Source organism: Paenibacillus sp. Marseille-Q4541, from assembly GCF_018310695.1.
Taxonomy (GTDB): Bacteria; Bacillota; Bacilli; order Paenibacillales; family Paenibacillaceae; genus Paenibacillus.
The window spans coordinates 41,964-56,132 of record NZ_JAGXCY010000008.1 but is presented as its reverse complement, the minus strand read 5'-3'; the positions used below and the strand labels follow the sequence as shown (position 1 = coordinate 56,132).

11 protein-coding genes are annotated in these 14,169 nt (G+C 44.8%); 5 read left to right on the top strand and 6 right to left on the bottom strand.

What is annotated here, in order from left to right:
• Positions 1-85 precede the first annotated feature (85 nt).
• Positions 86-985: a diacylglycerol/lipid kinase family protein gene (locus tag KFT32_RS11420; protein ID WP_211747334.1), complete on the bottom strand. Its 900-nt coding sequence runs from the start codon at positions 983-985 to the stop codon at positions 86-88.
• A gap of 288 nt (positions 986-1,273) precedes the next feature.
• Between KFT32_RS11420 and KFT32_RS11415 the strand changes: the two genes are divergently transcribed.
• Entirely contained in the window at positions 1,274-1,855 is a 582-nt protein-coding gene (locus KFT32_RS11415; RefSeq protein ID WP_211747333.1) for a hypothetical protein, read from the top strand.
• Between the two features lie 99 nt (positions 1,856-1,954).
• On the opposite strand, the gene KFT32_RS11410 is transcribed toward KFT32_RS11415, so the two are convergent.
• The 4 genes from KFT32_RS11410 to uxaC form a co-directional block, all read right to left on the bottom strand.
• Positions 1,955-3,808 (bottom strand): ABC transporter ATP-binding protein, encoded by a 1,854-nt coding sequence (locus KFT32_RS11410; RefSeq protein WP_211747332.1) that lies wholly within the window; start codon positions 3,806-3,808, stop codon positions 1,955-1,957.
• Complete coding sequence (locus tag KFT32_RS11405; protein WP_211747331.1) at positions 3,805-5,532, bottom strand: ABC transporter ATP-binding protein; 1,728 nt, start codon at positions 5,530-5,532, stop codon at positions 3,805-3,807. The genes KFT32_RS11410 and KFT32_RS11405 overlap by 4 nt, the downstream gene beginning before the upstream one ends.
• Positions 5,526-6,092: a MarR family winged helix-turn-helix transcriptional regulator gene (locus KFT32_RS11400; RefSeq protein WP_211747330.1), complete on the bottom strand. Its 567-nt coding sequence runs from the start codon at positions 6,090-6,092 to the stop codon at positions 5,526-5,528. Before KFT32_RS11400 ends, KFT32_RS11405 begins: the two co-directional genes overlap by 7 nt.
• Positions 6,093-6,395: 303 nt before the next feature.
• Positions 6,396-7,826, bottom strand: a complete 1,431-nt coding sequence (uxaC, locus tag KFT32_RS11395) for a glucuronate isomerase (RefSeq protein ID WP_211747449.1) — start codon at positions 7,824-7,826, stop codon at positions 6,396-6,398.
• Between the two features lie 291 nt (positions 7,827-8,117).
• On the opposite strand from uxaC, the gene KFT32_RS11390 reads away from it, so the two are divergent.
• From KFT32_RS11390 to KFT32_RS11380, 3 genes are all read left to right on the top strand, one after another.
• On the top strand, positions 8,118-8,810 hold the full coding sequence (locus KFT32_RS11390; protein WP_211747329.1) for a dihydroorotate dehydrogenase electron transfer subunit: 693 nt from the start codon (positions 8,118-8,120) through the stop codon (positions 8,808-8,810).
• Complete coding sequence (locus KFT32_RS11385; RefSeq protein ID WP_211747328.1) at positions 8,807-9,742, top strand: dihydroorotate dehydrogenase; 936 nt, start codon at positions 8,807-8,809, stop codon at positions 9,740-9,742. Before KFT32_RS11390 ends, KFT32_RS11385 begins: the two co-directional genes overlap by 4 nt.
• Before the next feature lie 129 nt (positions 9,743-9,871).
• The gene (locus tag KFT32_RS11380) at positions 9,872-10,612 is read left to right on the top strand and encodes an MBL fold metallo-hydrolase (protein ID WP_211747327.1); all 741 of its coding nucleotides are present in this window, start codon (positions 9,872-9,874) and stop codon (positions 10,610-10,612) included.
• Between the two features lie 290 nt (positions 10,613-10,902).
• Here KFT32_RS11380 and KFT32_RS11375 read toward each other — a convergent pair whose 3' ends face one another.
• On the bottom strand, positions 10,903-13,227 hold the full coding sequence (locus KFT32_RS11375; protein WP_211747326.1) for an ATP-dependent DNA helicase: 2,325 nt from the start codon (positions 13,225-13,227) through the stop codon (positions 10,903-10,905).
• Between the two features lie 224 nt (positions 13,228-13,451).
• Between KFT32_RS11375 and KFT32_RS11370 the strand changes: the two genes are divergently transcribed.
• Entirely contained in the window at positions 13,452-13,940 is a 489-nt protein-coding gene (locus KFT32_RS11370; protein ID WP_211747325.1) for an antibiotic biosynthesis monooxygenase family protein, read from the top strand.
• The last annotated feature ends 229 nt before the right edge of the window (positions 13,941-14,169 follow it).

Sequence of the window (14,169 nt, the reverse complement as noted above, 5' to 3'; positions counted from 1 at the left end):
TGCCGCAACTTAGTACAAGCGCATTTTCAGTTCATAAAAAGGGGCCCTATGGGCTCTCTTTTTTATATATAAATTGAGCACATCTTTATATCGCCTCCGGACCGCCCACCAAAAAGGTCAATTTATGATCAAGTAGCTTAATATCGACAGGGGTGGTAAGGTAGACCTCCCCATCGGTGTCCGCCTGTTTCTCCTCATCGGTTCGAAGCTTTATATCCCGAGCCTGGAAATAAAGGATACTGTCATTTTTCGGCTGCCATTCGCCCTCCGGTTTGCGAGATAGCACTTCTTTTAACAGCGGTAAGCCAGTCTGCCGAATAATCAGAACATCAAACTTTCCATCAATTAATGCATTTGGAGCAAAAGGGAGCGTACTTGATCCGAGTGATCGGCCATTTCCGATATAAATCATAACGGCTTCATCCTTAATCTGTTTACCGTCTGCTTCCATTTCAAAAACAAAGGGTTCTGCCGAACGAATGGTCTGCAGTGTGCTGATAAAATAACTGAGCTTACCGAGTGAATTTTTCAAATCAGCATCAATATTTTCAGATGTCTCCGTGATGAGACCCACACCAAAAAAGTTAGTAAATACGCGTCCGTTTGCTAGGCCTAGATCAATTTTTTTTGTTTTTCCTTCCAGCATCATACGGGCGGATTGCGTAACGTCAACAGGCATACCCAGCGATCTCACAAAGTCGTTGCAGGTTCCGCCTGGCAGAACGCCAACCATCGGCGGATGATCGAGCTGTGATAACCCATTGATGCATTCATGCACGGTACCATCCCCGCCAAGAATAAATACCACTTCTACCTCACTGCCACGCTCCATACAAATTTTCTCTCCATCACCAGGAGCCGAAGTCTGAATGATGCAGAGTTCTTTTATTGAAGGTGCTAACACTGCAACTGCAGAGCTTACCAAGCTTCCTGCTGCCGATCCTGCCGCATCATTATGTATGAGCAGCGCTTTGGAAATATCCATGTATGAATCCCCCTAACCTCTATAATTCATTGTTATCTTATTACCCGAAATGTCCAAGCATTTAACAGTCCATAGCCTACCATTCAATTTGCTGTTTTTGCTTGTATAGCAAGCTATAGATCCTATAAAAACTTAATCCGCACCTGTTCTCAACAGAGTCACTCTTCGAAGTGTAGTGTACCCAAATCCATCTCATTCCAAATTTTGTTGAAATAGAATGTTATCCTTCTCCTTCGTTCAGGTTAATAACATACAAAAGTTCATTTTATCCCTAGGAGGGACATCGATATGATTCCTGCAACACTCACAGAACTAGAAGCGGTTCGAAACGAATGCCGGTCCATGGTAAAGTCGCGGGCATTTGCCTCGGGAGGCACTTCTCTAATTCCCATTCCCGGTACGGATGTCGTTGCCGACGTAGGAATTCTTATGCAATTGCTCCCTGCAATCAATGAAAAATTCGGGTTGTCTCAAGACGATATTGAAGGAATGGATGCGGAGACCAAAGCAGCCGTTTATGGTCTCATTCTGTCCATGGGTAGTGCTGTCATTGGGAAACTCGTCACTCGGGAACTGGTAATTAAGCTTCTGCAAAAGGTCGGTGTACGTATGGCAGCCAAGCAAGCGACACGATTTGTTCCTTTTGCAGGGCAAGCCTTGTCAGCTGTACTCAGTTTCACTGCGATGCGTTATGTCGGTAACAAACATGTAGAGGACTGTTACGAGGTAGCGCGGAAACTAATCGAGGACCGTAGAGCGAAGGAGACCCACCTCCCTGACGATTCTGAAATCCTTGGCAGAATTACAGAGTCTGTACCTATAGACAGCCATGTTCAAGACCCAGGGCCGGATACGTTACCGAAAGAATAAACAGACAGATTCTATTTTTAAAAAAAACAAAAAACACCGTATCCTTCTTCCAAACCTGTAGAGTCTGGCAAGAAAGATACGGTGTTTTCTTTTATAAGTTTATCCTGCTTCCGAGAACTGGCTGTTATAGAGATCGGCGTAGAATCCGCCTTGAGCTAGCAGTTCTACATGTGTGCCTTTTTCAATCACATCACCATGATTCATGACCAAAATAACATCGGCATCACGAATCGTTGATAAACGGTGAGCAATGACAAAGCTGGTCCGGTCTTTCATCAGCTCGTTCATCGCTTGCTGGATAGCAATCTCGGTCCGAGTATCCACGGAACTTGTTGCTTCATCCAGAATAAGGATGGACGGATCAGCCAGGATCGCACGGGCAATGGTAAGCAATTGTTTTTGCCCCTGCGAAATGTTAGAAGCTTCCTCGTTGAGGACGGTATCGTAACCGTCCGGTAAGGTCCGAATGAAATGGTCTGCCCGAGCAGCAACGGCAGCCTGTCTGATCTCCGTTTCGGTAGCTCCTTCTCTTCCGTAAGCGATATTCTCACGAATGGTACCATTAAACAGCCATGTATCCTGCAGTACCATACCAAACATTTCCCGAAGAGCACCTCGCGGCAGATCCGTGATATTCACGCCATCAATTCGAATCTCCCCGTCCTGAATCTCATAAAAACGCATGAGAAGATTGATGAGCGTCGTTTTACCAGCACCCGTAGGTCCAACAATAGCCACGGTCTGACCAGGTTTTACATCAAGGTTCATATCAGAAATGAGCGTCTGTCCGCCTTCATATCCGAATTTCACATGTTCAAAGGTAACTGCACCATGAACCTCTTTTAGTACTTTCTCACTTCCTGATTCTTTTACTTCTTCCTCTTCATCCAGCAGCTCGAATACGCGTTCTGCAGAAGCTACTGTAGACTGAATGACGTTTGCAATATTAGCCAGCTGAGTTATCGGCTGCGTGAACTGACGAGAATACTGAATAAAAGCAAGAATACCACCTACACTCAGTGTTCCTCTGGTTACAAAAACCCCACCTATGATACAAATCAGCACATATCCGAGGTTTCCTATAAACTGCATCAGCGGCATAATCATTCCGGAAATAAACTGCGCCTTCCAGCCCGTATGGTATAGCTTCTCATTAATTTCATCAAAATCACGGATCGATCTTTCTTCACGTCCAAAAGCCTTAACTACATTGTGACCCGTATACATCTCTTCTACATGTCCATTCAGTTCACCAAGTTTTTTCTGCTGTCCGACAAAATATCCTTGTGAACGCTTGGCAATCAGTGTTACCACAATGACACTAAGCGGTAAGGTAAGGAATGTAATCAGTGTCATCCACGGACTGATCGTCAGCATCATAACGATAACCCCAATGACAGTGACAAGAGAAGTAATAAACTGAGTCAAACTCTGTTGCAGTGTATTACTGATGTTGTCCACGTCATTCGTAGCACGACTGAGTGTTTCACCATGTGTTCGTCCATCAAAATATTTGAGCGGCAAACGTGACAGTTTCTGACTGATCTGCTCCCTCATCTGGAACACGATTCTCTGTGCAACGCCTGACATAAAATATTGCTGTCCATAGTTGAACAGAGAACTTAAGAGATATAAGCCACCAAGCAGCATTAAGATTCTATAAATGGCTGGAAAATCAATCGGCAATACCGGTTGCCCAGTCATTTTAGCAATTACAGGACCCGATAAAATATTGGTGGCACGTTCCATAATCTTAGGTGCAACAATGGTAAATACCGTACTCAGGATTGCCATAATAAAGACGAGCACCAGCATTTTGTTCTCTGGCTTCAAATATCTGACAAGCCGTTTCATCGTTCCTTTAAAATCTTTTGCCTTTTCTACAGGACCACGGCCCGGATGTCCCCCGGGATGACCCGGTCCTACAGGTTTGGATTTATGTTTGTCACTCATGCGATCTCCTCCTCTGATAACTGTGAGGATACAATTTCACGGTAAACTTCGTTATTAGCTAGCAATTCGCTGTGAGTACCGCTACCCACAATCTTTCCTTCATCCATAACAAGGATACGATCTGCGTCACGTACTGTACTGACGCGCTGGGCTACAATAATGACGGTAGAATCCGAAGTTTCCCCTTTTAGTGCCGCTCTCAAGCGACTGTCTGTCTTAAAGTCCAGCGCAGAAAAACTGTCATCAAACACATATATTTCGGGTCTGCGTACGAGGGCTCTGGCAATGGACAACCGCTGCTTCTGCCCCCCAGAAACGTTGTTCCCACCTTGTGCGATGACACTTTCATATCCATTTTCCATCTCACTGATAAAATCGGCGGCTTGTGCCACGGCAGCAGCATGCTCGATTTCCTCTTGCGTCGCATCCTCTTTACCATAGCGAAGGTTATCCGCGATACTTCCAGTGAAGAGGACTGCCTTCTGCGGCACATAACCAATCTTCGCCCGAAGATCATCCTGTGTCATATCTCTGACATCCACACCATCCACACGGACACTGCCTTCCGTCACTTCATAGAAACGAGGGATGAGACTGAGCAGCGTTGTTTTGCCTGATCCTGTACCGCCAATGATCGCTGTGGTCTCGCCTGGTTTCGCCGTAAAACTGATATCCTGAAGTGCATATTCTTCTGCTCCTGGATATTTAAACGATACTTTATCAAACTCAAGCGTCCCATAAAGTTTGCTAGAACGGACTGGGGAATCTGGATTCGTAAGCTCCGGTTTCATATCTAGCACTTCGTTAATCCGAGCTGCAGATGCTGAAGCTCTTGGCAGCATAACGAAGATAATGGAAACCATAATAAGTGAGAACATAATTTGCATGGCATATTGAATAAATGCCATCATATTACCGACTTGAATGTCCCCTGAATCAATACGAAGACCGCCAAATCCAATGATCGCAATAATCGTGAAGTTCATGATCAGCATCATCGATGGCATCATAAACGCCATAATTTTGTTCACGCGAATCGCCGTTTGTGTAAGGTCCTGATTCGCCTCAGTAAACCGTTCTTTTTCGAACTGGCCACGGTTGAAAGACCGAATGACCCGAATCCCCGTAAGCTGCTCACGTAGCACGAGATTCAGACGGTCGAGCTTTTTCTGAATGGCTTTGAATAAAGGTAATCCTTTAAATGCAATAAGAGCTACCGTTCCAGCTAGTATTGGCAAGGATACCATCAGCACAATGGATAACTTAGAATCTTGGGAAATGGCCATAATGACCCCACCGATGAACATAATCGGTGCCCCAATCATCATCCGCATCATCATGAGCAGAACATTCTGCACTTGTGTAATGTCATTCGTTGTACGAGTGATGAGTGACGCTGTACCGATCTTGTCAAATTCCTGCAGAGAGAAGTTCTCTACATGTCTAAATACTCGGCTGCGTAAATCTCGGGCAAACTTCCCAGAAACTTGGGAGGCCAGAAAGCTGACTAAAATGGAACACAACGCTCCCAAGAGGGCGATGACCAGCATGATCCCACCAATTTTCCAGATATAAGGAACGTCCCCATTCTGTATGCCCACGTTAACAATGTCCGACATCAAAGTTGGCAAATATAGATCTGACATGGATTGTAGAAAAACAAAGATAATGACAAGGATAACTGCAAGTTTATATACATTCAGCATCCTTAGCAGTTTCAACATGGTTTTTCACTTCCTTCTTTTTTCTTGCATTCTTCTCTCTCTTCGCGCTTGATTTCATGGTACTCGTGAACTCGATTCAGAAGCAGGGTAAGTTGCTTCGTATCCTTCTCCCCAAGGAACTCGACAAGTCCGTGCATCGTATTCATCATTTCACGGTGTACTTCTCTAAGTACCTGCTGACCTTTCTCTGTGATCCTGATACGAACCACACGGCGGTCTTCAGGATCAACTTTCCGCTCCACAAGACCCTCCTCTTCGAGCGAACGGATAACAGGTGTAATTGTTGGTGACTTTACACGAAGAATTCCACTCAGTTCAGAAGCTTTTAGCCCTTCCAACTGCTCTGTAGTTGTAGGTCCATTTTCCAAATATTCGCTGATTTTACGCACGACCGTGATAGGGTCCATACGCGTCTGATCTGTCTCCTTACCTCTGATGAGTGCCGTTAACATCATAATTTCGCTAGGGTTACGTCCTTCTGTTTTCCTCTGTTTCCATAATCCTCGATTAAACTTCATGAATGTGTAGAGCAAACTCTGTGCTATTGTATCTTCATTCATTTTAGACACCCCCTCTTTAGTCCCCCGATTACCTTAGAATCCATATAAAAATAAACATATGCCCCTAATTGTTAGGCATCCTAATTAAATATAAGCAAGCAAAATTATATGCCTCGTTTTCGGTAATGTCAACACGGGGTCCCAGTAAGACGATAGGGTACTTACATGTCTATCGGTACATATGAGGCTTATTAGAATAAAATTCCCCTTACAGCTTCTTTTTATGATGCTCTGTTCACCAACAGCATCTGGAAAAAAATAAAGCGATAGCATCTACGCCACCGCTTTATTTTTTATATTGCTTTATAATATCTTGCTATAAGCACCTTCGAATTGAAAGTATTTTTGAGCATTCCGGTAAGAAATATCCTGCACCATATTCCCGAGCAGCTCCAGATCGTGAGGAACTTCCCCTTGCTCCACCCATTCTCCAAGAAGGCTGCACAGTAGCCTGCGGAAATACTCATGTCTTGGATAAGAGAGGAAGCTTCTCGAGTCAGTAAGCATCCCTACAAATCGGCTTATCAGACCTACATTCGCTAGTGACCTCATCTGTGCTAGCATCCCGTCTTTCGTATCGTTAAACCACCATGCAGCTCCCAGTTGAACTTTCCCAGGAATACCATCTCCCTGAAAACTTCCGGTTATTGCAGCCAGCACTTCATTATCCTTTGGATTAAGCGAATAAAGGATCGTTCTAGGCAGTGAGTCTTCGCTTGCAAGAGCATCCAGCAACTTAACAAGAGGACCTGCGATCAGGCTGTCATTCATAGCGTCATATCCCGTATCGGGTCCAAGCAGATTATGCATTCTTGTATTATTATTACGGGCAGCGTTCATGTGGAACTGCATCGCCCAGCCGCGTGCCGCATACAGCTTTCCTAGAAAAGTAAGAGTGAACGTTTTGTATTTCTGTTCATCGTTTAAGCTGACTTTCTCACCTTTTCGAGCTTGTTCAAAAATGGCAACAACCTCTTCCAGCGTTGTTTCTGCGTATGGGACATAATCGAGCGCATGATCAGAGACCCGTCCACCTACGCTATGAAAATAGTCCACCCTTGCTTCAAGCACTTCAAGAAAGGTTCCATAATTCTCAATCGTTCGCTCTGCGACCTGTTCCAGTTGAGTTAGCCAGGAGCGGAAGCCATCTCGATTAATTTCCAGACCCTTGTCCGGACGGAAGGAAGGTAATACTGCCGTATGAAAGTCTGGAATGTTCTTGATCAGAACATGATACTCCAGCGTATCAGCCGGATCATCTGTTGTACAAATCACGGTAACGTTCGATTTGGCGATAAGATCACGTGCCCCGAATTCTCCGCTGTTCAGCTTCGCATTCACTTTCTCCCAGATCACGGGTGCATTCTTTTCGTTAATCAATTCGTATACACCAAAATATCTTTGCAGTTCCAGATGAGACCACGCGTAAACCGGATTACCTATCGCCATAGGTATTGTCTTAGCCCAGGCCATAAATCGGTCATAGTCACTGACCGTCTTATCTCCAGTTATGTATTTCTCTTCTACTCCATTTGCACGAAGTAATCTCCATTTGTAGTGATCTCCATATAACCAAGCTTCCGTCAGGTTACTGAATGTTTTATTCTCGTAAATTTCCTTAGGACTTAGGTGACAGTGATAATCGATGATTGGCATATCCTTTGCATAGTTCTCAAACAGCGTAATTGCAGTGTCGTTCGTCAACAAAAACTGTTCATCCAGAAAAGATTTCATCTTACGTTTCACGCTCCCTTTAAGTTCCTTTTCGTTCATTTAGGTTTATTTACATCCTTACGCTACACTGTTTTCTGCAAAAGTTCAATACAAATTGATAACGCTAACAAAATAATTTTCGGTAATTTTCCCACCACATAATTGTTACCTCTTCTAGTAACTATCCAGTTCGCTCTCCCCACTGTAATAGTAGGTTCTGTCTTGGACATCTCCATTTGTGATCTCTCTCACTGAAAAAACGGCTGTTTTCATGCACAGTAAATCGGAATGTATCAACGGGGGGCGAGTCAAATGGCAAAAGTAATATCCAATGTGCACCTGAATGAACAAGTGGGTCTGCTTGAGGTAGAGTGTGATCGTACCGGTAAGCCGGGACAGTTTTATATGCTACGTGCTTGGGACACCTTTCCCCTCCTCCCTAGGCCCATTAGTATTTTTGACATCACGGATCGTGGCATCCGTTTTTTATATCAAGTGGTTGGAGAAGGAACCCTTCGTCTGTATCAATTGCGAGTAGGAGATAACCTAACGCTTGAAGGACCTTTTGGCAACGGATTCCCTGAACTGAACGGAAAAATAGCACTTGTAGGTGGTGGAATAGGAATTGCGCCCTTCTACTACGCGGCAAAAAGCTATGAGAATGCTGATGTATATCTCGGTTTTAGCGACAAGCCTTATCTGGTAGATGAATTCAGACAAGTATCCCCTTCTGTTACGGTTGACGTCGGTGGCACGATTTTGGACTATGTAAGGTTTGAAGATTATGACCATGTCATCGCATGCGGCCCGCAAGGAATGCTGAAGGCCATACAAGCCAAACAAGCAGCCGAGCAAACAGGTACGAATATCTATGTTTCTCTAGAGAATAAAATGGCTTGCGGGGTAGGTGCCTGCCTTGCATGCAGCATAAAACATAAATCAGGACGCAAGAAATCATGTACGGACGGTCCTGTATTTCGAGCAGAGGAGGTTTCTTTCATATGATCGATCTCTCATGCAACATAGCGGGAATATCATTCAAGAATCCGATCGTTATGGCTTCAGGCACCTTCGGCTTTGGACGGGAATATAGCCGGTTCTACGATGTGAACAAGCTTGGCGGTTTTGTAGGTAAAGGTCTTACGCTCCATCCCAAAGAAGGCAACAACGGGACACGTATGGCAGAAACAGCTGCCGGAATGATGAATAGCATTGGCCTGGAGAACCCAGGAATTCAAGCTTTTCTTGCAGAGGAATGTACTCACTGGCAGTCGTTAGATACCGTGCGTATTGTGAATCTAGGCGGCGGAACGCTTGAAGATTATATCGAAGGAGCCGAGTTCATTGAAGATCATGAACAACGGATTCGAAAAGAAACCGGCCGTCCATCCATTGATATGGTTGAACTTAATATTTCTTGTCCAAACGTGAAAGAAGGCGGGATGGCTTTCGGTGTCCAGACGGTGGCAGCCCGAAGTGTTGTACGGGCTGTTCGGGAAAAGGTGTCTTTGCCGCTGATTGTGAAGTTGTCGCCCGGGGCAGAGAATCTTGGTGAGATGGCTGTCATGTGTGAATATGAAGGCGCGGATGCCCTCTCACTCATTAATACGATCTCCGCGATGAAGATTGATATTCGAAATCGCAAAAGTGTGTTTGAACATGGCTATGCCGGATTGTCAGGTCCAGCAATTAAGCCGATCGCTCTTCGGATGGTCCATCAAGTTGCTCAGGCGGTCCCCCTCCCTATTTTGGGAATGGGCGGTATTACGACTGCGGAAGATGTGATCGAATTTATTATGGCTGGTGCAAATAGCGTTCAGATTGGGACTGCTAATTTTATCAATCCTCGTACAGGTCCCGATTTGATAGAAGGCGTCGCGAACTGGATGGAACGAGAAGGTGTGCGTTCACTAGACGAAATACGCGGCATTATCTAATAAAATGAAAATAAAATGGCCTTTATCTAACGAATTAAATATTGATTTTATTTCCAACCTCTCTTTCGTTTTATGCGTCCTTTCTATACAAGGGCGGTTATAATAAACAAGAAAGAGAGGTGTTTTATTATGCAAATTAAGTTTCTAGGAACCGGCGACATGTTTAGTTTCGAGCAGGACCATAACAGTGCCATGGTCGAGTATGCGAATACGAGGCTCATCATTGATTTTCCCGAATCCAATAGCAAGGTGCTTCATAAACTAGGGATTCCTCTTAGCGATGTGCGGGATGTGTTCATTACCCATTTACATGACGATCATATTAACGGTTTGCAGCAGCTTGGCTACTACGCACAAGTATTTGGTAACCATAAACCAACCTTGTACATTCATGAACAACTCGTTGAGCCGCTATGGTGTACGCTTGAGCCTGGGATGAAATACACGGTTAGCGGCGAAAAGTCTCTGGAAGATTATTTCGATATTGTTCCTCTACAAGAAGGAGTTCTCTTCTCAATAGGCGGCATTTCGTATGAGATGACAAGAACCCAGCATGTACCGGGCATGATTAGCTGTGGTTTGCTCGCTAGAGGTTATTTCTATTATAGCGGAGACTCGGTAATGGACAGGGAACTGCTACTGGACACGCATGAAGACGTAAAGCTCATTCTGCACGAATGCCACATGCAGGACGTCACCATTAACTCACATACCTCATTATCTGATATCGAAGCACTGCCTGAATCGATCCAAGAAAAAATTCTGCTTATGCATTATCATGATGGTTTTGCAAATAGGGAAGTAAGAGAGCAGTTTAATAATGAATCCATAGCGAAGCTAGTTCATCCTCTAGAGGTGATTGAATTATGACGGAGGATAAAAGCCAGCATAGCAAAAAGGCCTCTCCGCTGGAGGGGCCCCACTGATGATGGAATGATGTTGATTTTGAGCCAAATCAAAATCAACATCATCCATCCAATTCGGCGATTACATCAACTGCAAAAAAATCACTCTACTTCGGTATCGCAATCTGCTCAAAATAGGGTTAGGTTTAGATGTGTTCTCATTATCCCTGTACCTTGCCTCCCTTATTGAGTGGGCTACCTCGAACATCCTGCCGTGGATTTTTCTCTACTACTTTATCCTGTTCGTGAGAAGCTTTATAAAAGGGAAGCAGGGTTAACCGATTGGTAATCTCTCCACTCTTCAGGCAGTAAGGAGCGATAGGGCTCCTGGGTAAAGCGATCATCAATCAGCACGAGCACCCCTTCATCTTCTTCGGTTCGAATGAGCCGCCCGCCTGCCTGAAGCACTTTATTCATTCCTGGGAATACATACGCATAATTAAATCCATTACGTCCTGTTTTATTGAAATAATCCTTCAGCATGTTGTTCTCCATGCCAATCTGCGGCAAACCAGTACCTACCACAATTACCCCGTTCAGACGATCCCCAGGCAAATCCACACCCTCGGAGAACACACCGCCCAGAACTGCAAAAGCAAGCCTTGTCTGCTCAGGATGCGGCTGAAAAGCTTGCAAGAACGCATCCCGCTCCTCTTCGGTCATAAAAGACTGCTGAATGACCGTGTCGATTCCCTTGCCCTGCTCCTGAGTAAACGTATCGTATACTTCCTGCATGTAAGCATAGGAGGGGAAAAAGACGAGCAGATTGGTATGGGGCCGCTCTTCAGCTACCTGTTGGAGAAGCTTTGCAATGACCTGTTTCGACCGCTCACGGTCATTGTAGCGGACCGATACAGGAACAAGCCTTACATCAAGCTGATCTTTGCTAAACGGAGATGGAATACTCAGCGTGTAATCCTCTTCTCCTGCCCCGAGCATATCCCGGTAATAATTCATCGGAGACAAGGTCGCCGAGAAATGAATGATCGAACGGTATCCTTTTCCTGCTTGCCGGAGGAGTTCGGAAGGATCAAGACAGAACAATTTGATTTTGAAATCACTGCGAATGATCTCAGCATAGGTAAGATAACGTTCGTCATAAAACTTCGCCATCCGAATGAAATTCTGCGCTGCGAAATAGGTACTGAGCAGTTCCTCTTGTGCCTCCACACTAACCTTGGATGCAGCAGTCCCCGTCACAAGTTCCATCTCGGCCGTCTCTACAAACTTCTCGAGTCGCTCAATCAGCTCTTCCGGCAGCTCGGACTGAATGATCCGACCATCTGCATTGCAATTATTTTTGACCGCAAGCAGAAATGAATTCACCTCTCCTGCCGCACGAGATACACCTTCGTTTGCTGTCTTGTATTCACTCTTAATACCTAGAAATACCGATTTAACGAGCTCTGCCGAGAACATGTTTCTACCCCGGTCTACCAGGTTATGTGCCTCATCGACGAGTACTGCCGTCTTTTTCTTCTGCTCTTCCATCAAACGTTTCAGGGATACCCGAGGGTCAAAAATATAATTGTAGTCACAGACAACTGCATCTGCTGCATATGCAATATCCAAGGAGTACTCAAACGGACATACCCTGTGCTTACGTGCATACTGCTCGATGACCGGTCTTGTCATAATCGTCTCATTCTCCATAATGTCGAGAACAGCTCCATTAATCCGGTCATAATATCCTTCACATAGCGAGCACTGCCCGGTATCACAAGCTTCCTCTGCTTTAAAACAAATCTTATCTTTGGCTGTAATCGTTACGCTGCTAACATGAAGACCCTGCGCCTGCATCCTTGCAAAAGCTTCTTCTGCGGTTGCTCGGGTTGTCGTCCGTGCGGTTAAGTAAAATATTTTGCTGATGTGTTCTGCTCCCATTGCTTTGACAGCAGGAAATAAAGTGGACATAGTCTTCCCAATTCCGGTAGGGGCTTTGGCCATAAGTCCTGCGCCTTCTTGAATGGTTTTGAACACGGCGCCCGCAAATTTTCGCTGACCCGCCCGGTAATTCGGAAAAGGAAACGGCAGTTCATCAATGGAGCGATTCCGCTCTTCTTCATGCACTCGAAGCATGTCCGCATAAGGAGCATAGGCGGCAACCACTTCATGTGCGTAAGCCTCCAGTTCCTCATAGGTATAGCTTTCTACCAATTTTCTCTGCTCTCCGCTTCCAGTACGTACATAAGTCAGTTGGACCTGCATACTGGTAAGGTTTTGTGCTTTGGCATGCATATAAGCATACATTTTGCCCTGGGCCCAGTGGACTTGCAGTCCATCTCCCAGATCCATAAGAGGTGCCGCTGTTGATTTAATCTCGTCAATCGTCCACTGACCATTGAGCTGAATGAGCCCATCACAGCGCCCCTCAATGTGAAATAGCAATTCACCATATGTAATGTCTGCCGTAAGGAATACTTCTTTTTGATCCGTTTCCGCATAGGTTTTCTGGACACTCTGATGAATTCGGGTCCCTTCGTGCATCGTTGCGTTCGTCCGAAATCCACTTGTAATACTGCCGCTGCGATAGACGTACTCTACCAGCGGTCTTACTGATATGGAAATATCGTAGCTCATATATCAAATCACCCGTCCCTGGTCTTATTCGTCTTTCCACTGTAACAGAACAGGATGGCAGAAACCAGTTACCCTTGAAGCCGTGTAGAAACGAAATAATACGGGTACAAATAGTAGACAAGCCTTCCGACAGGGAAAACCGAGATTTAGAAAGTTACCTTGTTATATGCTATATTTTGATGGTAAGACTTGTTATCTAATTCAGTGTACAGGAGGTTGTTATTATGTATCTTTATATTTTCTCTTCACCGATTACAGATGCACGCAAAGAACACCGCTACTTCACGCTCCAAGGAGAAGAGGGTACACACTACGTTGTCGAAATGGACAACCCGATTGAAGAAGATGTGGCAGTTCCCGGTTATGAAGCCATTGATGCAAGTGGGACGATCGAGGATAGCAAATTCATCGTTATGAATAACATCCCTGTTACCGAAGAAGGACGAGCCGCGTTTGAAGAAAGGTTCATGAACCGTGCACGTAAAGTAGAGGGTGAATCCGGTTTTTCTGGCATCCGTGTACTTCGTCCATTAAACAGTGATACTTATGTCATTTTGACCGCATGGGATTCGAAAGACAGCTTTGAGGCATGGCAAAAATCTCAAGCATTTTCTCACGCACATGCAAAACGGGATACAAGCGAAGGGATTAAAGTACAGGCACCATCGATCTTCGCCCGCCCATCCTTTGTAACCACGTATGCTGTGGAATAGTATATAAAAATCAACCGTCTGTTTCGTTCAATAGAACGAGCAGACGGTTTTTTATTTTCCCTTTCTTTTTCGTAACTTCTGTTTCGCACTCCATTATCTGTTGTTTTATATCATATGTGGTATCTCTGCTCACAATAATGAATAGATTGTCTTTTGACATCCCCTAGGAAGCATAGGATAATATTTTTTATGGTTAAGGGTGTAACACACGCTCGGAATTATTATATAA